The organism is Photobacterium sanguinicancri, from assembly GCF_024346675.1.
Lineage (GTDB): Bacteria > Pseudomonadota > Gammaproteobacteria > Enterobacterales > Vibrionaceae > Photobacterium > Photobacterium sanguinicancri.
In genome coordinates this window covers 1345447-1367182 of sequence record NZ_AP024850.1, presented here as the reverse complement: position 1 = coordinate 1367182, position 21736 = coordinate 1345447, and the positions used below count along the sequence as shown (strand labels likewise).

The window sequence follows — 21736 nt, the reverse complement described above, 5'->3', positions numbered from 1 at the left end:
TAGATAGAATAAAACACCGCTTCATTGCTGAAACGGTGTCTAATTATTGAGAATTAAGCAGTTTTAGTCTTTGTAAACAGTTGTAAGTTTCTGTTCAGTTTGCGAAGCATAGCTCATTTTATCGTATAGATAGACGTCATCTCGGAAATTTACTAAGCCTTCGTCGTCAACCCACGCAGTTTGATAAATGAGGTGAACTTGGATCTTATTCTTTAACCCTACCGTTTTAGTACTAGAGCGAGAACTCAGTGTATTCACACGTTGTTCTGACACGCCTGAGTAATTTAACAAGATCATCGCCAAATCATCAGCATGTTCGACGCGCACACAACCCGAGCTAAATGCGCGACCATCTTCATTAAACAAGCTCTTTGCCGGAGTATCGTGCAAATAGATCGCGTTCTTATTGGGAATATTAAACTTATATCGACCCAATGCATTACGCGCCCCTGGCTTTTGACGTAATCGATATGGAAAAGACTTAACTGACACGCTGTTCCAGTCTATTGCAGAAACAGGGATTTGCTCTGAACTTGTCCAGCTACGAATAACAGCAAAATTTTTACGAGTGATATAGCTACTATCGTATTTAGCTTTGGGCAAAATATCTTTCTGCATAATGGAAATCGGGACATTCCAGTATGGGTTGAACACGATCGAGTTAATACTTGAGCTCATTAACGGAGTGCGACGATCGGGACGACCGACAATCACTCGGCTATCCATAATATGCTTATTATCCAGCCATAAGTTCATCTCATACCCTGGAATATTCACAATCAACACTGAAGATACATCCATCGGCCATAAACGTACTCGCTGTGTATTCAACGCCAACACACGAACACGCTGCTTAGGTGATAACCCCAACCAATAACGCGTTTTAGGGCCAATCACACCATCCACTTTCAACCCATGACGATGTTGAAAGCTTTTAACAGCTTGAACTAAATCAACATTGTAATAACGGACATTTTTTTCGCGTAATGATTCTGCTTGATAATCCGTTAAATCACCGAGTTGATGCAAGACCGTGATTAACGCTTCAGGTTGCTTTAATGGGGCACCTAAACGAATAATGCCCCTTTGATAAAACGTTGGCCACGCGGCAGATTCAAGCTGTTGTAATTCGTTAATGGCTAACACCATCCGTGTATAGCTTTCATCAAGTGGCTTGAGAGACGTAACAAAATAACGTAAGCGATTCGTTTCTACAGCATTCAATATCCGCGCAATTGCTGCTTCAGACGGCAATGGTAATGGCATCGCCAACCCACTCCCAAATAACCATTGCTTACCATATTGCGGCAGGCTTTCTACGTAGCTCATATAACTCAGTAAAGTATCTGTCGCCAGTAAATCGTACTGTCGCCAATCGTTACCTTGCTTAAAATGTTGAAGCATACCGTAACGACGCGAAAACTCCGGATCAATACCTGCTAAGGCCAACACCCGAATTTGACTTTCGAACTCATTAGCAACAAAAGAATCTTGCCAAAGTGGTGTATAACCAACGGCATAATAGATTTGAGCTAACTTATCAACATATTGTAAATCATGAACATTCCGAGCGACTTCAGATACCCAAGATTTCGCTTTTTGCATTTCCAATGGTGCAGATTTAATCGATACCGAACTAGGAACTTGTGGTGAATCAACTGTTGGTTGCCAGGAACTCTTTGAAGGCGTTGAGGGAGCTGTAGCGGAGGGAGAATCTTGACGCTGAATATCCTGAGTGACAGCACCTTGGGAGCTTAAGATCGGAACGGCATTATCATCTGCAATTGCCCACTGCGGCCCACTAAGAGCGAGCAATAATGCGACGGATAAACTGCATTGTTTTCTCATAGCCATTGGAACTCCCTCACTAACGTATTGTAAGTATGGCAAACGCATTCACCACTGGGAGTAATTTTAGTAATCTGTCACTCTTCAAGGTGTATCAATTCTTAAACTTAATCCAAAACACTCCAATGATTATCCCATAGAACAGGACTTATATTGGTGGCTAGTTGACCATGCTGCGAGACAGTTAACATCTTGCCAGATCCAGATCCCACCACCCAATTATTATTAACAACGCCCACGCCAGACGCATCAATAAGGGGTTTTATATCAATAAGCTGCCTGTCACTCTCTCGCCAAACACCGTAGCAATTCCCTCTCGGCGACGTTGCTAATATATAGCCATCTAAGCTTGCTATACTGGCAATGTAATGGTTAAAGCGAAGCCAATCTTCTTCTTCCGCATGTAGGTGCTGCAACGCCTTCCCACGTTGATGAACAGCAACCAAAGGCGCAGCATGATCGGGTTCACCACGGTACTGTTGACCACATACAACATCGCCACTTTCTGTCACGCTTAAATGCCGTATACTCAGCTGTTTATCTGCCAATGCAGCTTGCTCAACAACCTTTCCTGTTGCTATATCAAGATAAACCAATGCAGGTTGCATGGACGCTAAATTGACAGGCGTACGCCCTTGCGTATGCACGCCTCCAACACCAATAGCCAAGGTATTCACATCAGCAAGAACCACTTCGTGCGGCCCTATACCGAATCCCGTTAACTCTGAAACTTTTTCTACTTTGGCATTAATCGTTTGTGTCGTGATGCGGTAAACGCCAATGATACCTTGGCTGGTACCTCGCTCACCTTCTGTTGCATAAAGATACTGCCCATCAGGGGAGAACACGCCATGTCCGTAAAAATAACGATCAGGCTTCGCTACCACTAAGGGCAATTGCTCCCCTGTTTGGTAGTTGAAAACCTGCATATATTGCCCCGGCCTACGTCCAAAAGCCGCCGCCCAGGCGCCATTCTTCTGTACTGCAATACCGTGGCCTCGTGCAGGCAAAGGAAATTGATACAAAGGCGTACCACTTGTATCCGCAACAACAGCTGCATAACCACCAGATAATCGGCGGCTACACCCAATAATCGCTGGCTTACCACTCACTTGCATGATCTGTTGATCGCCACCAAGAGGCAATAGCATAGAGCAACCACTCATTGTAGAAGCAGATACTACCGATGCAGACGTCAGCGTCATCTTTAGTAGCTTTCGACGTGCTAAATCAGTCACCATCGGTTGCATTAAACCCCACTACGATACCCAACTCAGGAGCGACTTCATCTTGTAACGCAATTTGGATATATTCTAAGCCGTTATAGATATTCAATAATTGGCGATATCCCTCTTTAGTTTTTAGCATTGGCACCATCGCAGGCGCTTGCGGCCAATCTTCAAGTAGCGCAGAGAAACGTTTATTTATACGATCGGCGGTACCTACATAGCCGCGATCACGAAGTAACTTATCCAACCCTGTTCCCTTGGCTAAATAAAGCTGATGCATAGCTATAATATTCGACTGTAAGTTTGTCATCGATGTATGAGAGCGCCATGACTCTGCTTGATACACTTTAGGCGAACCTGGCTTACCTAACGGGCGACTCAGCTTCTTCATGGTGTAATCAAGCTGATTATTGAGCGCACCTAAGTACTCTCCTAATGCCATTTTTGCAGGCAAAGACTGCCATGGATTAACTTGCCATGCTTGTTCTAACGCCGTGCTGCTGCCAGCAATACGCCCTGCAACCGCAGTAAATAATGAACAATTAGCCGCAGAGGCTTTGTCTTGTTGAGAGGCTCCATTCTGCTGAGACGCAAGCCCCTTCACAACAGGGCTTTGCTGATCATATAAAAACCATTCTGCCGCTCCCAAGCCTTGTACCGCGACACTTTGATTCGCAAGCGCATCCGCCTGCCACATCGCCCCTTGCTTAAGCAACTGGTTCAATTTTCGCCCTGTCGTGTTCTTTTTATCTGGCCAAAACTGGATCTGCCAACTAAGTTCCAAGGCTGTTTCACTGCCCCTTTCTCGCCCTTGAAGGGCCATCCAGGCTTGCATCGTCTTCGACCATTGCACCTTAGCTTGGCCTAAGTTGTCATTGGTTGGCGACTGACAGTATCCCTGAAATATTTGATCTAATGCCTTGGCTTGTTGAGCAAAATTAGCCGCACTTTCAAGGTGCAACTGATGAACCGCACCAGATATTGTCTGTTGCTCTTGTTGGCACCCTGTAACGCTCGCCAGCCCCGCAATCAACAAAGCGATACGCAATATAGACATATTCATGTGTTTATCCTTTACAGCGATTCAAGAAACGCAATCAGCGCTTTACGTTCAGACTTTGGTAGTCCAACAACACGATCGCGGCTACCTTGCGCTTCACCACCATGCCAAAGCACAGCTTCCATCAAGGTACGAGCTCGGCCGTCATGTAAGAAGTTGGTATGACCGTTTACTTCTTCGGTATATCCAATCCCCCACAATGGCGCTGTTCGCCATTCTGTTCCTGTTGCCAAAAACTCACCACGATGATCGGCCAAACCTTCACCCATATCGTGTAAAAGCAAATCAGAATACGGGTTAATCATCTGTTCCGACAACGCGGGTAAGGCTTCATTCTTAGCGGTTTTAATTTGGCTTTGATGACAGCTACCACAACCCACATCCGCAAACAGTTTTTCTCCTTGCATCACCACAGGATCAGTAACATTACGGCGGCTCGGTACTGCAAGGTGCTGTGAGTAAAACTCAACAAAGTCTAAAATTTTATCGCTGACTTCAGGCTTGCCGCCATTAGGTAACTCAGCACAAATAGTTTGCTGTTCTGTGCAGTTTTCATTGGGAAATAAATAACTAGTTAGCCCCACATCGCCATTAAAAGCTGCGGCATTTTGTTGCATTAAGTTCGGCTGTCCCGCCTTCCAACCAAAACGACCAACGGCCGCTTGGTTAGTTTGTACGTCCCACACTTTATTCACTTTACCTGAAACGCCAACGCCTTCTTTACGCTGTTGTTCCGCCATCGAAAATAGCGTTGATTCTGGGATTTGTTCTAACAAACCAAGGCCAATCATAGGCGGCGCAATACGTGCAGACATCTGAACATTAGGGTGCATCTCACCGTATTGTAGATCAGTGATCGTCAGCGTGGGCTTACGTAATGTCACCACTTCGCCATCGGTGAAAGTGACAGGAACATTTTGGTAACTAATGGCGATTTGCCCTTCAGGCTTGGCGCCCGAAATAGAAAAATCTTGTAACTGACCACCATACATAGGATCAGGGATAACCCCATCTGTGATCAGGGCTTTTTTCTGCTCTGGCGTCATGGCTGGGATGCTTAATCGAACCAGCATAGAGACTGCGTTGGTTGCACCTTCTTCAGGAGGGTGCCCTCGTCCATCCTTAATGTGGCAATTTTGACAACCGTTGGTATTGAATATTGGGCCTAGGCCATCACGGGCATCGGTTGTTGCTGGCGCTTGCACCCAAGGGTTTCGAAAAAAACTGTTACCCACACTAAAGTCTAAACGCTTCGTCATCGCTAAATTAGCCGCAGGTAACGAGAACGCGTTAGGGCCTGATTTTTTAATCGTGGTCGCACCACCAGATAGATATTTAGCTCTAGTGACAGATGCTGTTTCATCCGCCTCTTCTATCGGGGTTGTCGCAAAAATAGAGGGTGATACCAGCATAGAAAAGAAAGTAACAACCAGTGAATATTTCATATTGCTCACACTTATATAATTTGTATACCGGGCGGTATAAAGAGTTAGCTAGCCAACCGTTTTTTTTTATAGATAAAAGACCGTGTGACTCACACGTAACTTCTTATAGGCTGGAAAAACAAACCGCCTAACCTAAAGTCATTAGGAAGGCGGCGATTTATAGCAGAGTGATTTAGAACTGGTGATCAGCCGTGTCTGGATTTAGATTTTCAACACCAATAATTTTAGCTGCACGCTCTATTTCAACCGTTTGTTTAACCAATGCTGAAATAGAGTTGTTCACCAGCTTGTTGCCTTCAACATTATCTGCTGCAATCAACTGATCGAAATATTGGTTATTTTTTTCAGCAGAAGTCACTAGGCCGTATACAGCACTACGTGCATTATCAAACTCAGCTTGGATCTCTTTTGCTGCTGACTTGTCTTTTTTCGCGACTAAATCATGAAGACTCGGGCCAGAAACCAACGAGCCATTTACACGCATGTAAGTACCCGTATAAACATTGTAAATACCTTGCTCGTTGTAGTAGTGAGAGTTATGCGTATTGTCCGAGAAACAATCGTGTTCATCTTCGGTTGAATTAGCCTCGAGTGCCACTTTCATACGCTCGCCTGCTAGTTCACCCAGAGATAGTGAACCCATACCAAACAGCATTTTACGTAAACCATTTTCAGCGCTATCTGCCAATAATTCAGCACGATAGTTAGATTTAACCTCTGCCGACCATTGTTGTTCCATCCACTTCAGATCATTAATTAACAGCGTTGAAGCAGCTTGAAGGTATTCACGACGGCGCTCACAGCTACCGTTGGTGCAAGCTTCACCATAAGAAAAATCGGTATAAGCACGCTCACCTGCCCCTGGTTTAGTACCATTTAAATCTTGGCCCCATAGCAAGAACTCTATCGCATGGTAGCCAGTTGCTACGTTCGCTTCAGAGCCTCCAATTTCGTTAAGTTCAGCGAGAAGTTCAGGTGTGATTTTTTGCGTATCAAGTCTTTGGTTACCCACTTGTACTGTTGTATTCGCAACAATATTCGCTTGGGCACCCTCGTTACCTAATTCATATTGATAATCATCAGCAACGTAATCAATCAGTCCTTCATCCAGCGGCCATGCATTCAACTGACCTTCCCAATCATCAACAACAGCGTTACCAAAGCGGAAGACTTCTGATTGCTGATAAGGCACGCGCGCTAGGATCCATGCAGAACGCGCTTGTTCTAAATTCGCTTCACTAGGGCTAGCTATGAATACTTTAAGTGATTTATCTAGTGATTGCGCTGTAATGACTGCATCGCTATATACGCTGTGAGCAATGTCAGCGTAATGTTCAACGACAGCTTCTTGGGTTGCTGCTTGCGACAAAAGAGGGGTAGATAAAATGGCGGTTGCAATTAAAGTACGTGCAAACGTCTTTTTCATGATGTGTCATCCTTGTGATAGCTGCTAACTTTTATTTATCACCTTAACGAGATTGTTAGTGATAATTATTTTTGTTACCGAATGATAACGACTATCGTTATATTTTGAAACACGCAAACCATCAGTAGGTGTATTTTTTTGCTCTGACACCCAAAACAAAAAAAAATGCGCAACCATATTTGGCTGCGCATTTCTATTCTAAGGTCGTTATCAGCTTGTGCTGTCACTTAGCTTTATACTAACTTACCGTTAGTTTCCTGGGCCAATACGGTCCATAAATGTCATGTGTGGTGAGCCATCTTGCGCTCTTAAGCGAATCCGGTCTTCAACCTGACGTTCTTTCTCTTTCCGTAAGCCAATAATCAGCGAATAACACATCATCAACATAATCACAGAGAAAGGTAAGCCCGCGGTAATCGACGCTGCTTGTAAGGCCGCTAAACCGCCAGTCAGCAATAGAATTGCAGCAACTAAACCTTCGCCTAAGCCCCAGAAAATACGGTGACGTAGCGGTGGCTCTTGATCGCCAACCGATAGCAAGGTTGTTACAACTAAAGTGCCACTATCTGAAGAGGTAATGAAGTACGTACAAATCAGTAGAGTTACAACACCTTTAGCAATAGGCTCAATCCAACCGGTATTCATCAGGCCAATCGTTTCGTATAACGCTAACGTTAGGTCTTTATTCACCGCATCGATCACACCGCCACCATCGAATAATTCAATGTGAAGTGCTGTACCACCAAATGCAGTTAACCAGAACATCCCAAGCAACGAAGGAACAATCAATACACCAATCGAGAATTCACGAATCGTACGACCTTTCGAGATACGCGCAATGAACATACCAACAAACGGTGCCCATGAAATCCACCAGCCCCAGTAGAATGCAGTCCAGCCTGATTGCCACGCTGAAGTACCATTCGCTTCAGAGTTAGTCCAGAAGCTGAGCGCTACAACATTAGAGAGGTAGTCACCAATGTTCTGTACGAAGCTGTTTAAGATGTAAATCGTTGGACCAAATGCAACAAAGAAAATCAGGATCAGAATACTCAACCATAAGTTAAGTTCTGATAAAATTTTCACACCCTTACCCACACCCGATACGACGGATAAAGTGGCAATAGATGAAACAACCGCGATCAAAATCAGCTGGTTGGTCATCGACACATCAATACCAATTAACTGATTTAAGCCAGTATTCATCTGTGCCACACCCAAACCGAGTGAGGTCGCCACACCAAATACTGTACCAAAAACAGCTAATACGTCCGCAGCGTGTCCCCAGAATCCGTAAATACGATCGCCCAAAATTGGGTAAAGCGCAGAACGAATTGCCAAAGGTAACTTACGACGATAAGAGAAGAATGCCAGTGATAAGCCGACGATCACATAAATGGCCCACGGGTGAAGACCCCAGTGGAAGAAGGTTAATCGCATCGCCACTTGCGCAGCTTCCGGTGTACTACCTTCGGTAATAAACGGGTTGCTTTGCAGGTGGAACATTGGCTCTGCAATACTCCAGAAGATAAGACCGATACCCATACCCGCCCCGAATAACATCGAGAACCAAGCAAAGTAACTAAATTCAGGTTCGGTATCGTCATCCCCTAACTTAATATCGCCGTAGCGACTAAAAATAAGGAATACAGCAAAGAAAAAGAATAGCGCGACAACAAGAATGTAATACCACTTGAAGCCAGCAATGATTGAGTCTTTTGCGCCAGTGAACCATGATGCTGCAAGTTCTGGGTCAAAAGCACCAAAGAGAAGGAAGAGCGCAATCACTGTCATGGCCGTTACTGCCATCGGTGGATTGAGCCCTTTCAGTAAACCTGATTTTGCTCTCATGTTGCCTCCTTACTCTTCCGAGTAAAAATCTTCGCCAACATGCTCACCAGCACCACGAACAGCACGATAAACCACTTGGCCAGTAGCTTCTTTACGGTGATCAACAAGGGTTACTGAAGGCTGACCATTCACGGCATTACGTTGGCCTAGGAAGATAGCCATCGGAATGCCCAGATTGCTCACTCCACTTGAAATCCACATACGATCAAAATCATAGTTACCGCCAATGAATTCTAACTGAGATAAGCTGGTGTCGAAGCCCGCAAGGAAGTATTCCATCGCTTGTACATTCGGGAACATGTGCGCCAAAATGTAAGCATATTGCAGCTCGTTGACTAATGTAGGTAGCGTAAACTTACCCGTTTTGTCTGCACCAACAGATGGAACACCCCATGAAGAGTGAACAGTTAGTTCTTCCGGTTGGCTATCATCAAAACGAGGTTCATAGCGTACAAACGCTGAGGAGTCCGGCAACTCATAACGAACACGAAGAATTTGAAGATCTTCTACAATCTCTTTTACGGTTAAATTATCAGAACTCATAATATCTTTCATCAAGCTAAAGAAGGCAAAATACTACCAAAAAAGGAGGAGATTATGAAAGAAAATGGCAAATTAGCCACATTTATTAAGAATAATTGTGGAATTCCACCTCAAACGGTAGATTCTTTGACCACTCCATTATAGCCACCAAAATCAATATTAGTTAGAACTCTAATGTTTTCACATCTAACATTAATTCTATAGCCCCTCAAAATTAACAACTATTTCTTTCATGTTGGCTCTGTTTGATGTAGTTTCGCGGCGTTAAATCTTGGAGAGAAAAATGGACAAGCACGAAGAAGTCCTTATTGCCTTGCGACAAATTATCCGAGCGATTGATTTACATTCAAGAAAGCTGAATAAAGTCGCTGGGTTAACTGGGCCACAATTAGTATTAATGCGCGCTATCCGTGATTCTGGTGAAGTCACTATTCGCCAATTGTCGAACAACACCAACATGAGCCAAGCAACGGCAACAACGATTCTTGACCGCCTTGAAAAGCGAGAACTTGTTGTGCGCCAACGCAGCCAGTTAGACAAGCGAAAAGTGCATGCACATTTGACCCCTCTTGGTGTTGAAGTGCTAAATAAAGCACCATTGCCACTACAAGATAGTTTCATTTCTCAATATCATGAACTTGAGGAGTGGGAACAATCTTTACTGCTTTCATCAGTTCAGCGCATATCATCAATGATGAATGCGGAGCATTTAGATGTCGCACCTGTACTAGCAGTAGGTAGCATTACCAAAACTGAAGAAGCCAGCAACTTATAACACTGCGTTATCGCTGCTATTGTAAGCCTAGCTGATGAATAGAGAACGTGACGCTCTGCACGTTCTCTATTACCTTATTGCTTTTTCCTCTTTAATCTTCCCCACACTGCGCTAACATACCTATTCCGTATTGTCATAAATGGAATCTGTGTGTTACTTGACGGAATTGAAACCTTACTCGTATTAGCCAAAGAAGGCACCATGAGCAAAGCAGGCACACGCCTGTACATTAGTCAATCTGCGGTCAGTAAGCGTATCGCTAACCTTGAAAAGCGTTTAGGCAAGAAGCTCATTGAACCTGCGGGTCGGCATATCCAGCTAACCGCTACCGCCAAGCAGCTTATTGATAGCGTTGAACCCAGCTATCGAGAAATGAAAGGGCTGATCTTTGAGCAGCAAGATATTCAAGATACTTCGCTTATCACCATTGCTTGCTCTGAAACCTTAGTCGCAGGTTATTTGAGTGACATTCTTGGCGCTTATATTCAAAAAGATCCCCATCTATCAGTCTTTACTCAGCAAACACCTTTTATTATTGAAAGTGTGTCATCAGGTGACGCAACAGTGGGCTTTTGTGCTGGTCATTTACCACCACAACATGGCATCGTGGCTCGCCATCTCATCGATGAACAATTCACTATTGTGAGTGCGACATCGCTTGATTCAACACCCACAATGTTGTTGACGAATGACCTAAAAAACAGCGCAAATACATACCAAGCTGCGACATTACAAAAAATGGGCATTCAACCTATGATGGAAATGGATTCCTATACAGCAGCGGCAAAACTGGCGCTCGGCGGTGTCGCCCCTGCATTAATCCCAATGTCTGTCGTAAAAACGCTGAATATTGAAGCTCAACACTGCCATCACTTTGATTTTCTCAATGAATTAACGCGTCCAGTACACCTTTGCTACCGCCGCAAGAGTTACCAGTCAAAACGTGTTGAGCAGCTTATTGAAACCATTGCGGATTTTGTTCCAGCAGCAACTTTATTGCCATAACCATAGAGATAACAACCACCATAGGGCGGATAAGTTTTCGCCCTTTCGTAATCGCAACCTTGGCACCAAAACGCGCACCAATGAAGCCACCCACCGCCATGGTTAAACCAATTTCCCACACCGGCAACCCAGCCATAATGAAAAACAACAATGCCGCGATGTTTGATGTAAAGTTAAGAACCTTGGTTCGGGCTGTTGCTTCGATCATGCTTAATTGAGCTATAGCGACAAAGCAAATCGTAAATAAAGATCCCGTACCAGGGCCAAAAAACCCATCGTAAAAGCCTATGCCAAATCCAACTGAGAACGCGAATGCTGTCTCAGATAGTTTAGCTTCTCCTCCACCTACACCCGCTTGCGGTGCAAACAAGAAATACAGAGAAATACCCAGCAGTAATAATGGAATAATATTGGTGAGCACGCCTGCATCAATAAACTGGACCAATTCTGCGCCTATTGCAGAACCAACAAAGGTACAAGCAATCGCTAAGCGCATTGTTTTTAAATTAACGAGCCCATTGCGGACAAAATACAAACTTGCCGAGAAACTACCAAATGAGCTCTGTAATTTATTGGTCGCCAATGCTTGAGCAGGAGGAATGCCCACAGACAATAAGGCTGGCACGGTAAGTAGTCCCCCACCACCAGCAATTGCATCGATAAACCCCGCCAATGCCGCAACGCCAAAAAGGATCGCGATGACCTCATACGAAAATTCCATTTATATTCCTTTGGATAACAAATTCAAACCAACAATCTAAAATGGAGAGTAACGCCTTATTGATAAGATCAAAAAGGAAAGCTGCGACACGGACTAATTCCAATCTGGAATAGGATGTTAATCACTCATACTCAACATACGAAATTCAGACTCTTATCTCGGCTAATTTGCCAAGATCAGCATCACGTTATCGCCAATAAAAATTTATGCACCAAGGTGACTAATATTACCTATCGAGTAACTCCAGCCAGCCCTATCAGACTGTTGATTTGAATAATTACAGTTAACTAAATCTCATTTTTATCACTCTAGCTATGCCGATTTGTTATCACGAAACATTTTTCAGCATTTAACAGCGAGTAATGAATCGCTCACCATTACCCCTATAGAAAGTAGGTTAATGAACTTCAACCATTCAGGTTTTAGGCATACAGCGTAAAACCAAACAATCTGTCACTCAGTGAGTAAAAATTATGCTAGTTATCATTCAACTCGTTATTGTTTTAGGTTGCATTTATTGGGGCTTAAAAATGGGAGGGCTAGGCGTTGGTCTTGCCGGGGGATTAGGGTTAGCAGTGCTAACACTCGGCTTTGGGTTAGAGCCGAGCCAGCCTGCGGTAAACGTCATTTTAATTATCATGGCTGTCGTTACTGCAGCTTCGACTATGCAAGCCGCAGGGGGAATGGATTGGCTGGTGCATTACGCAGGTAATCTCATGCGCCGAAATCCACGCTATATCAATTTCCTTGCGCCTATGATCACTTGGTTGATGACCATAATGGCTGGGACTGGTTATACCGTATTTTCAACTTTACCCGTTATATCTGAAGTTGCCAAAGAGATAGGAGTACGTCCTTCTCGCCCACTGTCAGCCGCGGTTGTGGCTTCACAAGTGGCCATTTCTGGCTCTCCAATCTCAGCTGCAATGGCAGCGATGATTTCAATCATGGAGCCTATTGGTGTCAGCTTTTTACAGATAATGGCAGTCTGCTTACCTGCGTCTTTCATTGCCGCTATGGTCGCGGCCTTTGTCGCTTCTCGCCAAGGCTGTGAACTCGATGAAGATCCTATCTATCTAGAGCGTATTCAGGCTGAACATAAACAAAAGACCGATACACAAACAACGACGAATACTGAGTTAGATCCAAAAGCAAAATATTCAGTACTGCTTTTCCTACTCGCCACTATCGTCATTGTTATTTACGCAGCATTCCCACCGCTGCGCCCACAATTTGGTGATGGCTCAATGATGTCAACGCGTGACATTATTATTGTCAGTATGTTCGCTGTCGCCTGTCTAATGGTACCTTTCTGTCAGGTCAATCCCGACAAGATCATCCGTACTACTACCTTCCGCTCAGGCATGAGTTCAGTCGCTGTTATTTTGGGTATTGTGACTATGGGCTCCACCATGGTAAATGCTTACTTACCTGAAATTAAAGCCACCGCAGGTACCCTACTTCAAGCTTACCCAATGTTACTTTCTGTGGTCTTATTCGGCACTTGTACGCTACTTCTTTCTCAAGGCGCGACGACACCACTCATTATTCCACTTGCTCTTAGTCTTCAAGTGCCACACTGGGCTATCTTGGCTTCATTCGTTGCAGTCACTGGCGTATTTGTTCTACCGACTTATCCAACCTCTTTGGCTGCTATCGAGTTTGATTCAACGGGTACGACTCGTATGGGTAAGAATATTTTTGACCACCCATTCTTGTTACCAGGGCTTTGTGGCGTCATCATCTCAACCCTTTGCGGTTTTGTTCTTGCACCTATGATTTTATAACTAAGGTGATGCAGCGATAGGCGCAAAAACTTATTTCCCTTTACAACAAAGCCCAGCATATTTGCTGGGCTTTGCTTGTTGATTACACTTTGTTTCGTTCAAGAATTTAATTAAAAAACTGAGTGAAGAGCTTGGTTAATACCTTGCTTAGTCTGTCACTAACTGACAAAGCGTATTCCACACTTGCTCACCTGCTGGGTGCAGTCGCGCTTGATAGCGGTAGGCATAATAAGCAATAGGCAAACGAAGGTATGACTCACCAACCAGTGCAACTTGCCCACTCGCTAACTCATCTTTAATTGCGTAATCCGGTAACCAAGCAACACCCTGGCCTTTCAACACTAAGATCTTGAGTAAGTCTGTCATTGATGACGAAAACACCGCTTGCAAGTTAACTTGGTCGCGCACAGCTTCAACTTGTCGCCCCATGTAAGAACTTGGACTATACGCCAACCATGGTGTCGGTTGCTTTAAATCAAACTGGAATAGAGGGTCGCCTTTGTCATCGCAGGCACACACAGGCAGTAGCTCAGCTTCACCTATACGCAATGACTGATATGGCGGTAAACGTAAACGCTCATCATCAAATGCAAGTAACAAATCACAACTGCCTTCATGCAATTCTTCTGTCGCTTGATCGACATCGATCGCTTCAACGCTTAACAAGGGGTTGTGTTTACCATGGCTTAATAGTGGCTGGATATTTGGCACTAAGCTCGTCGCCAAGGAATGCGCCGCAGCAACACGAACAATATTACCGCCCAGTTTTGACAGATCAGATAACTGACCTATGCCATCGACCATTTGATTAATAAGAGTACGGGCTGAAATTCGAAATAGCTTGCCGCTTGGCGTGAGTGCAATTGGGGTTTTGGTTCGATCGACAAGCTCGGCACCGACTGCATTTTCAAGTGCACGAATACGGCGACTAAACGCAGGCTGAGTGACATTGCGTTGCTCTGCAGCATGAGAAAAGTTGCGTTGTTCAGCCAAGGCTAAAAAGTCTTCTAGCCACTTACTTTCTATATTCATAATAAGCACAGAAAAAGAAAATAATTATACCTAACAATGCATTAATGCTCGCGATATTGCTTGTAACAGACATCACATTAATCACTTTCCTTTTCATTTTTTACCACTTAAACAAGTCATTTATTGCCATTCAAAACTGAATAATCAAAACAACAAACAGCAAGTGAATTCGCTATACCGATTCGGCATCAGAGCGCCAGCTTTAGCATTTCTAAACACACCTACGCCTATTTATAGTGGTTTCAACAACACTCTATTAGGAACATAATCATGCTGAAAAAACTGGGCGTTTTAGGCGGTATGGGACCACTCGCTACCGTCACCTTCATGCAAAAAATTATTGCACGTACACCGGCTCATAATGACCAAGAACATATTCCAATGTTAGTCAGCAGTGTTCCTCAAATTCCCGATCGCACCGCTTGTATTCTTAACAAGGGGCCCGATCCGTTTCCTATTCTGAAGCAGGGCTTTGAAGAATTACAAAACGCAGGGGCTAGTTGTATTGTTATTCCCTGTAATACCGCACACTTTTGGTATGCGCGCCTTCAAGCCATTAGCCATGTTCACACAATCAGTATTATTGACAGCGTTGTAAGTGAAGCCAAATATCGACAATACCAACGTGTGGGCATTCTAGCGACAACGGCCACCATGATGACCAACATGTATCAAGGCCGACTTGCTGAAAAAGGCATTGATGCCTTAGAAACAACTGAGCAAGAACAGCAACAAGTCATGGCTGGGATTTATGCGGTTAAAGCAGGTAACGTCAAAGAAGGTGAACAACTCATGGCACCAGTATTTGAGGCTATGCTGGCACGCGGTGCTGACGCTGTTATTTTTGGTTGTACTGAAATCCCTATTGCACTGGCGTCACAAGTCGAATCACAGCCGTTGAAGTGTCTTGATTCACTAGAAATCCTTGCTGATGAATGTATTGCATGGGCAACTGCAGACGAACATGAATTGGTGGCATAATTAAAGTAAGGGAAGACATCAAGCTGGTAACTAATATACAAAAGAGCTAGCGATATGCTAGCTCTTAGGTGGTACCAATCTAGAAAAGTTATTGTTCAAAAATCATATAAATCAGTACACCAAAACTACTGAAGCTATTGCTTATTTTTACGACGGCGTACTGCGCAACCGACTCCAGTCATACCTAGCATGAAGAGAGCAATACTTGATGGCTCTGGTACAGGAGGGATAGGACCACATGGTGTTGCTTGACACTCGACACCATCACCCTTCACACCGTAAAAACTAATATGAGAAATATCCTGAGGCTTACCATCTTTAAGTTGCGGCGTCATATAGCTGCCCGAGATTTCACCATCTTTAATATGGTAGCCCGTAAAGTTAGGGTTACCGCCTTTAAAGACCAGCATGATGTCATCAAACGCAGTCCAAATACCGCTTGTCATCGACCACGTCCCCATTTGGAGATCACCCGTTGCACTGAAGGTGTAGTTGCCTGTTGAAAGATTAATATCTAGAGAGTTATCTCCAGATCCACCTTCAAAGATCTTGCCGAAGAACTCCCAGTTGGTAATACCAAACATAGCATCATCGTTAACGGCTAGTGTTGGATTCAATTTGTCATTTTTTTGAGACCCAACCTCACACCCCATATTTACAGTCACTTTATTTGCAATGGCGGCATCACATGCTATTGACGCAGCATGCGTATAAGTCGAAATAATAAATGATGCTACTACCAATATCTTATTTAATAATCGCATGACTCTTCCCTATCTATATATTGATTCACTAGGTAAAGAGCAATCTTCGCACCAACATTTATATGCCTATTTATCAACACATTAAATAAGCATTACTTTTACAGTGTAAAAATAATTGACACTTTAATCTTTAAAAAATACATATCCATGAGCATTGCAACTTGCGAAAACTTTCAAATTTCCGTCACAATTTGCAAAACAAAAATAAGCATCTCACTTTTGATACGGCCTATTATTCAAACCATTCCTTTCATTGCTCAATTAATACGATTATTTGTCTATTTTTTTTACACACAATATCTGTCTAAAAACTGGCATGACACTTGATATATCTATTACTAAATAACAGCCAAACATAATTTATATCAATGAGGGAACGAATATGAAACTTAAAGTATTAGCTGCAGGTATCACACTTATTGCCGCGTTTAACGCACAAGCTATTCCTGTTAACTTCGGAGCATTTACAGCTGAATGGCTAAACCCTGTCGCTAAACCAGGGGCAAATCAACCCGTCGCATCTGCAGCAGGGACTAATCCAACAATTCGCTGGGGTAGCCCTGCAACGGCAAGCGGACAAAGTGGTTACAATTTTGATTCAGAATCCCCCTTTAGCACTGAATTTGATACCGTAATGGGTATGAGTGATATTTTCCAACTAGGTACTTTCACTCACTTAAATAATCCTATCTTTTCTAGTGGTTCAAGTTTACTAAGTGTTGATTTAAAACTATCGACAACAGTACAAGCGGGTGCTCTACCAGCAGAAAATGTTGATTTCTTATTTAGTTTTAATCACGAAGAAACCCCTAATAGTGCCAGCCCTTGTGCTTATGGGCCTGCAGGGCAAACCGGTGTAAATGTCAATGGCTGTGCCGATAGAGTTACCACAAATACCAATGCGTTTACCGATGTCTTTGCGATTAGCGGTGTTGATTATACTATTGATATTCGAGGATTCACCGTTGGTGGCAACTTTGTAGATGGTTTTTTAACGAAAGAAAAAGTTGATAACCAAGCTATTATCATTGCAAAAATTACAGCGTTTGAAGATATTAATGAAGTCCCTGAGCCTGCTCCTTTTGCAATTCTAGGAGCTGGTTTACTGGGGTTAGGGGCAGTTCGTCGTATGAAAAAGAATAAAGTAGTGACAGAAAAATAAAAGACTAAAAAGAAAATACCAAACAACCAGTACCAAAAGAGAATAAAACAAGGAAAAGCGCAGTACTAATACAAGTACTGCGCTTTTATTTAACACGATCTTATATGAAGAATTGACAACAACTTATACAATGCGCACGCCTGCAGCCATTGCTTTTTCTGCCGTCAGTAACACACTTTCAGATTCATCATCTGTTTCTGCGCACAACAACATACACTCAGACGTTTCACCGCGCATTTTTGCTTTTGCTAAATTACACAGTACCACCACGTCCTTACCCATCAATTCTTCTTCAGTGTAATACGGCACTAGGCTCGTCACGGTCTGGAGCGTGTTTCCACCAACATCAATTTGTACAATGTAAAGCTTGTCTGCATTATCATGACGTTTCACATCAAGGATTTTTCCTGTACGAATTTCTAATTTTGCAAAGTCTGAGTAAGCTATCGTTTCCATCAATAAAACCTTGGTAAAATTTTAGTAAAAGATAGCGTTTACACTATCAGTAATCGCTTATAATACATACGTTAAAGATCCCATTTTGAGTAACCGATCATAGTCTTGATTGCGTTATTTTCACATCAAGTGTTAAATAGCTGATAGTTAAGAAAAGAGGTAATACATGGCTACCATTAAAGATGTCGCAAAAGAAGCAGAAGTCTCTATCGCTACCGTTTCTCGCGTCATCAACAAATCACCGAAAGCCAGTAAAGCATCGGTCGAATCCGTGACAAAAGCGATGGCAAAACTCGGCTACCGCCCTAACGCTGCTGCTAAAGCGCTTGTTAGTCAAAGTACCAATACTGTCGGCGTGCTTGTCGGTGATGTGTCCGACCCTTTTTTCGGCACCTTGATTAAAGCAGTAGACACCGTTGCTTATCAAGACAACAAGCATATTCTGATCGGTAACGGCTATCACGATGCTGAAAAGGAGCGCTGTGCTTTAGATTTACTGATCAATAGCCGCTGTGATGCATTAGTAATCCACGCTAAAGGCCTTTCAGATCAAGAGCTGATTGCCTATGCCCAAGAAGTAAAAAGCATGGTGATCATTAATCGTCATATTCCTGAATTGGCTGATCGCTGTATTTCATTAGACAACTATAAAGGCGCCTACTTAGCGACCGAATTCCTTATCCGTCAGGGCCACACGAAAATCGCTTGTCTTGCATCTAACCACAAAATTGAAGATGCCGATGAGCGAGTAAACGGCTATTTAGCCGCACTTTCCGATAACCAAATAACGTTACCTCACAGCTATATTGAATACGGAGAGCCAAACAGTGATGGTGGCGAAATAGCCATGACTAACCTGCTAAGTAAATCACTCGACATTACTGGCGTTGTTGCTTACAACGACTACATGGCCGCTGGTGCATTGTCTGTACTTGATGAAAATGGCATCGCTGTGCCTCGCCAAGTTTCAATGATGGGATTCGATGATGGGCTAATCGCCAAATACATCCAACCTCGCCTAACGACAGTTCGTTATCCGATTCAAATGATGGCAGAAAAAGCAGCGCAACTCGCCCTTTCTCTGGCTAAAAAAGAAAACAGAGAACCCGAAACCATTATTTTCTCACCGACACTTGTTCGCCGAGATTCGGTTGAACGCCGCTAAATCGCACGGCGGATCCATTAGATAAAATAAGAAGATGACAAAAGAAAAGCTCAGCATGAACAATTCATACTGAGCTTTTTTAGGGGAATCATTAGTATTAGTTAGCAAGGAAGCCCACGATGCAAACCGAGAGAACGTAATTCGCTAGCATTCAAACTGGTAAGTCGTGAAGTACTGATACGTCTGTTTAGGTTGTAAAATACAATCAGGCTGAGGCCACTCAGGGTGATTAGGGGAATCAGGTAACAACTGGGTTTCTAACGCCAATCCAGCAAAATCACGGTACTCACCACCCTCGCGTTTCGGCTCACCCGCAAGCCAGTTTCCTGTATACAACTGCATCGCAGGTTTGTTAGTAATAATACTGAGTCGTACTTTTTGATCTGGGCTGATAACCTCGGCAATAGGTATATAAGTTTCACGATCTAACGGAAATAAAAAGCTGTGATCGTAGCCTTTCGCCATTTTCTGCTGCTCGCCTGTCATCCAGTCCTTGGCTATCACTTTGCCTTCACGAAAATCAAAGCTGCTACCTTCTACATCCGACAATTCACCTAATGGAATACCTTTATCTGTTGTTGGTAAATACTGACTGGCAGCAATTTTCACCCAGTGCTGATGGCAATCCGTTCCAGTGGCGGCCCCAGCTAAATTAAAGTAAGCATGGTTAGTCAAATTACAAGGTGTCGCACGGCTTGTTGTCGCTTCATAACTGATGGTAACGCCATGATGCTCTGTCAGCGTGTAGGTCACACTGACAGTAAGATCACCGGGAAAGCCTTGGTCGCCATCTGATGAAACAGTCGAAAATACAACATGCTGCTGGCTTTGCTCAACAATATTCCAGCGGACTTTATCTAAGCCAGCGGAGCCACCGTGTAAACAGTTTCCCGCTTGGTTAGCTGATACTCGATACTTTTTGTTATCAATGGAAAAAGATCCATTGGCAATACGGTTTGCGTAGCGCCCGACCGTTACACCCATGTAACAGGTTTGACGCATAAAGTCTTCCATGGTCCCCATGCCAAGGAGTACTTCCCTCTGCTCACCGCTTGCCAATGGTAAGCGACAACTTAACCATGTCGCGCCGATATCCATAAGGACTACACGCATACCAGCTTGATTGGTTAATTCCACCAAATGTGCAGGCTTCCCATCAAAGGCGTCCTGCGAACTCATTTTTTCTACTATCTCATTTCCAATAGAATGCTTTGGGGTTATTGCTTTTTTAACTAGGGGCGTTGGCATAATGCTTTCCCTTCATTAAAGGTATTCAACAAGACTTGCACCGTCTTTTGCCTGGCAAACATAAATCGAGGCTTTCAAGCCTGTTTTTGCTTCATAATTAGCTTCAATAGTCGCTGTCACTTCATCGACTAATGCGGGCGGAACAAGCGCTACGATACAGCCACCAAAACCACCACCCGTCATGCGCACGCCACCTTTATCGCCAATCACGTTTTTAACCATGTCGACCAAGGCATCCACTTCAAATACTGTAATTTCAAAATCATCACGCATTGAAGCATGAGATTGCGCCATCAACTCACCCATCAATTTCATATCGTGAGCAATCAGGGCTCTTGCTGCACGCTCTGTTCGGTCGTTTTCAGTGATCACATGACGCGCACGTTTAGCGACCATTTCATCAAGTTCAGCAGCTTTTGCTTCAAATGCTTCGATTGAAACATCACGCAGGGCTGGTACACCGAAGATACGGGCCGCTTCTTCACACTGCGCGCGACGCGTGTTGTATTCACTATCAACTAAGCCACGTTTTTTGTTGGAATTGATAATCACAACCGACATATCTTCGGGCATGGAAACTGGTACCGTTTCTAAGCTGCGGCAATCAATTAATAGTGCGTGATTTTCGCGACCTTCAGCCGAAATTAGCTGATCCATGATGCCGCAATTACAACCTACAAATTCGTTTTCTGCCTGTTGCCCATTCAAAGCGACTTCTGCTTGGCTGATCTCTAGGTTATAAAGCACTTTAAAGGTTTGACCAATCACCACTTCCAGTGCTGCTGATGAACTTAACCCAGCACCTTGCGGAACGTTGCCACTCACAGAAATGTCAGCACCCGAGAAAGTAAAACCGCGCTCCATTAAACACTTCACTACACCACGGATGTAATTCGCCCACATCTTGTCTTGTTGGAAGGTAATGTCTTGGGTTAGGTCAAACTCATCGACCGCATTGCCATAATCAACTGAAACCACACGGACAAGGTTATCTTCGCGCTTAGCCGCGGCTACCACCGTTTGGTAATTAATCGCACAAGGCAATACAAAACCGTCGTTATAATCAGTATGCTCACCTATCAGATTCACACGACCTGGCGCTTGAATAATATGGCTCGGTGCATAGCCTAAAACTTGCTCGAAAGATGTTTTCACATTGTGGATTAAATCGGTCATAACCTAACTCTCAAAAAGTAATTTATGCGCTCTGCCGCTCTGATCACGAGCGGCGGCTTAAT

The 21736-nt window shown here is 43.7% G+C and carries 19 protein-coding genes; 6 read left to right on the top strand and 13 right to left on the bottom strand.

Features of this window, described 5'->3' with window-relative positions; genetic code table 11:
- Positions 1 to 63: 63 nt before the first annotated feature.
- The 7 genes from OCU87_RS06545 to OCU87_RS06515 form a co-directional block, all read right to left on the bottom strand.
- On the bottom strand, positions 64 to 1854 hold the full coding sequence (locus OCU87_RS06545) for a L,D-transpeptidase family protein (protein ID WP_261858049.1): 1791 nt from the start codon (positions 1852 to 1854) through the stop codon (positions 64 to 66).
- A 101-nt stretch (positions 1855 to 1955) separates the two neighbouring features.
- Positions 1956 to 3089 (bottom strand): DUF1513 domain-containing protein, encoded by a 1134-nt coding sequence (locus tag OCU87_RS06540; RefSeq protein WP_261858350.1) that lies wholly within the window; start codon positions 3087 to 3089, stop codon positions 1956 to 1958.
- Complete coding sequence (locus OCU87_RS06535; protein WP_261858048.1) at positions 3079 to 4140, bottom strand: imelysin family protein; 1062 nt, start codon at positions 4138 to 4140, stop codon at positions 3079 to 3081. Before OCU87_RS06535 ends, OCU87_RS06540 begins: the two co-directional genes overlap by 11 nt.
- An 11-nt stretch (positions 4141 to 4151) precedes the next feature.
- Positions 4152 to 5582 (bottom strand): di-heme oxidoreductase family protein, encoded by a 1431-nt coding sequence (locus tag OCU87_RS06530; protein WP_261858047.1) that lies wholly within the window; start codon positions 5580 to 5582, stop codon positions 4152 to 4154.
- 172 nt (positions 5583 to 5754) lie between these two features.
- A complete protein-coding gene (locus OCU87_RS06525) occupies positions 5755 to 7008 on the bottom strand; it encodes an imelysin family protein (RefSeq protein WP_062688756.1) in 1254 nt (417 codons plus the stop codon).
- Positions 7009 to 7257: 249 nt separating this feature from the next.
- Complete coding sequence (locus OCU87_RS06520) at positions 7258 to 8859, bottom strand: BCCT family transporter (RefSeq protein WP_094956221.1); 1602 nt, start codon at positions 8857 to 8859, stop codon at positions 7258 to 7260.
- A gap of 9 nt (positions 8860 to 8868) precedes the next feature.
- The gene (locus OCU87_RS06515; RefSeq protein WP_261858046.1) at positions 8869 to 9402 is read right to left on the bottom strand and encodes a hypothetical protein; all 534 of its coding nucleotides are present in this window, start codon (positions 9400 to 9402) and stop codon (positions 8869 to 8871) included.
- A gap of 283 nt (positions 9403 to 9685) precedes the next feature.
- Here OCU87_RS06515 and OCU87_RS06510 point away from each other — a divergent pair, with 283 nt between their 5' ends.
- Complete coding sequence (locus OCU87_RS06510; RefSeq protein ID WP_062688752.1) at positions 9686 to 10177, top strand: MarR family winged helix-turn-helix transcriptional regulator; 492 nt, start codon at positions 9686 to 9688, stop codon at positions 10175 to 10177.
- 150 nt (positions 10178 to 10327) lie between these two features.
- A complete protein-coding gene (locus OCU87_RS06505; protein ID WP_062688750.1) occupies positions 10328 to 11182 on the top strand; it encodes a LysR family transcriptional regulator in 855 nt (284 codons plus the stop codon).
- On the opposite strand, the gene OCU87_RS06500 is transcribed toward OCU87_RS06505, so the two are convergent.
- Positions 11133 to 11903, bottom strand: coding sequence for a TSUP family transporter (locus tag OCU87_RS06500; RefSeq protein WP_261858045.1), 771 nt, complete (start codon positions 11901 to 11903; stop codon positions 11133 to 11135). The genes OCU87_RS06505 and OCU87_RS06500 overlap by 50 nt on opposite strands.
- 473 nt (positions 11904 to 12376) lie before the next feature.
- On the opposite strand from OCU87_RS06500, the gene OCU87_RS06495 reads away from it, so the two are divergent.
- Positions 12377 to 13690: an anaerobic C4-dicarboxylate transporter gene (locus tag OCU87_RS06495; RefSeq protein ID WP_261858044.1), complete on the top strand. Its 1314-nt coding sequence runs from the start codon at positions 12377 to 12379 to the stop codon at positions 13688 to 13690.
- A gap of 147 nt (positions 13691 to 13837) precedes the next feature.
- On the opposite strand, the gene OCU87_RS06490 is transcribed toward OCU87_RS06495, so the two are convergent.
- The gene (locus tag OCU87_RS06490; RefSeq protein ID WP_062688747.1) at positions 13838 to 14722 is read right to left on the bottom strand and encodes a LysR substrate-binding domain-containing protein; all 885 of its coding nucleotides are present in this window, start codon (positions 14720 to 14722) and stop codon (positions 13838 to 13840) included.
- A 270-nt stretch (positions 14723 to 14992) separates the two neighbouring features.
- Between OCU87_RS06490 and OCU87_RS06485 the strand changes: the two genes are divergently transcribed.
- Positions 14993 to 15703, top strand: a complete 711-nt coding sequence (locus OCU87_RS06485; protein WP_261858043.1) for a cysteate racemase — start codon at positions 14993 to 14995, stop codon at positions 15701 to 15703.
- Between the two features lie 134 nt (positions 15704 to 15837).
- Here OCU87_RS06485 and OCU87_RS06480 read toward each other — a convergent pair whose 3' ends face one another.
- Entirely contained in the window at positions 15838 to 16467 is a 630-nt protein-coding gene (locus OCU87_RS06480) for a PEP-CTERM sorting domain-containing protein (RefSeq protein ID WP_261858042.1), read from the bottom strand.
- A 382-nt stretch (positions 16468 to 16849) separates the two neighbouring features.
- On the opposite strand from OCU87_RS06480, the gene OCU87_RS06475 reads away from it, so the two are divergent.
- Positions 16850 to 17629, top strand: a complete 780-nt coding sequence (locus OCU87_RS06475) for a THxN family PEP-CTERM protein (RefSeq protein WP_261858041.1) — start codon at positions 16850 to 16852, stop codon at positions 17627 to 17629.
- Positions 17630 to 17752: 123 nt separating this feature from the next.
- On the opposite strand, the gene OCU87_RS06470 is transcribed toward OCU87_RS06475, so the two are convergent.
- A complete protein-coding gene (locus OCU87_RS06470) occupies positions 17753 to 18085 on the bottom strand; it encodes a tRNA-binding protein (RefSeq protein WP_062688741.1) in 333 nt (110 codons plus the stop codon).
- A gap of 166 nt (positions 18086 to 18251) precedes the next feature.
- On the opposite strand from OCU87_RS06470, the gene OCU87_RS06465 reads away from it, so the two are divergent.
- Positions 18252 to 19250, top strand: a complete 999-nt coding sequence (locus tag OCU87_RS06465) for a substrate-binding domain-containing protein (RefSeq protein ID WP_261858040.1) — start codon at positions 18252 to 18254, stop codon at positions 19248 to 19250.
- A gap of 144 nt (positions 19251 to 19394) precedes the next feature.
- Here OCU87_RS06465 and galM read toward each other — a convergent pair whose 3' ends face one another.
- Both galM and galK read right to left on the bottom strand, forming a co-directional pair.
- A complete protein-coding gene (gene galM, locus OCU87_RS06460; protein WP_261858039.1) occupies positions 19395 to 20429 on the bottom strand; it encodes a galactose-1-epimerase in 1035 nt (344 codons plus the stop codon).
- A gap of 84 nt (positions 20430 to 20513) precedes the next feature.
- On the bottom strand, positions 20514 to 21674 hold the full coding sequence (galK, locus tag OCU87_RS06455; RefSeq protein WP_261858038.1) for a galactokinase: 1161 nt from the start codon (positions 21672 to 21674) through the stop codon (positions 20514 to 20516).
- Positions 21675 to 21736 lie beyond the last annotated feature (62 nt).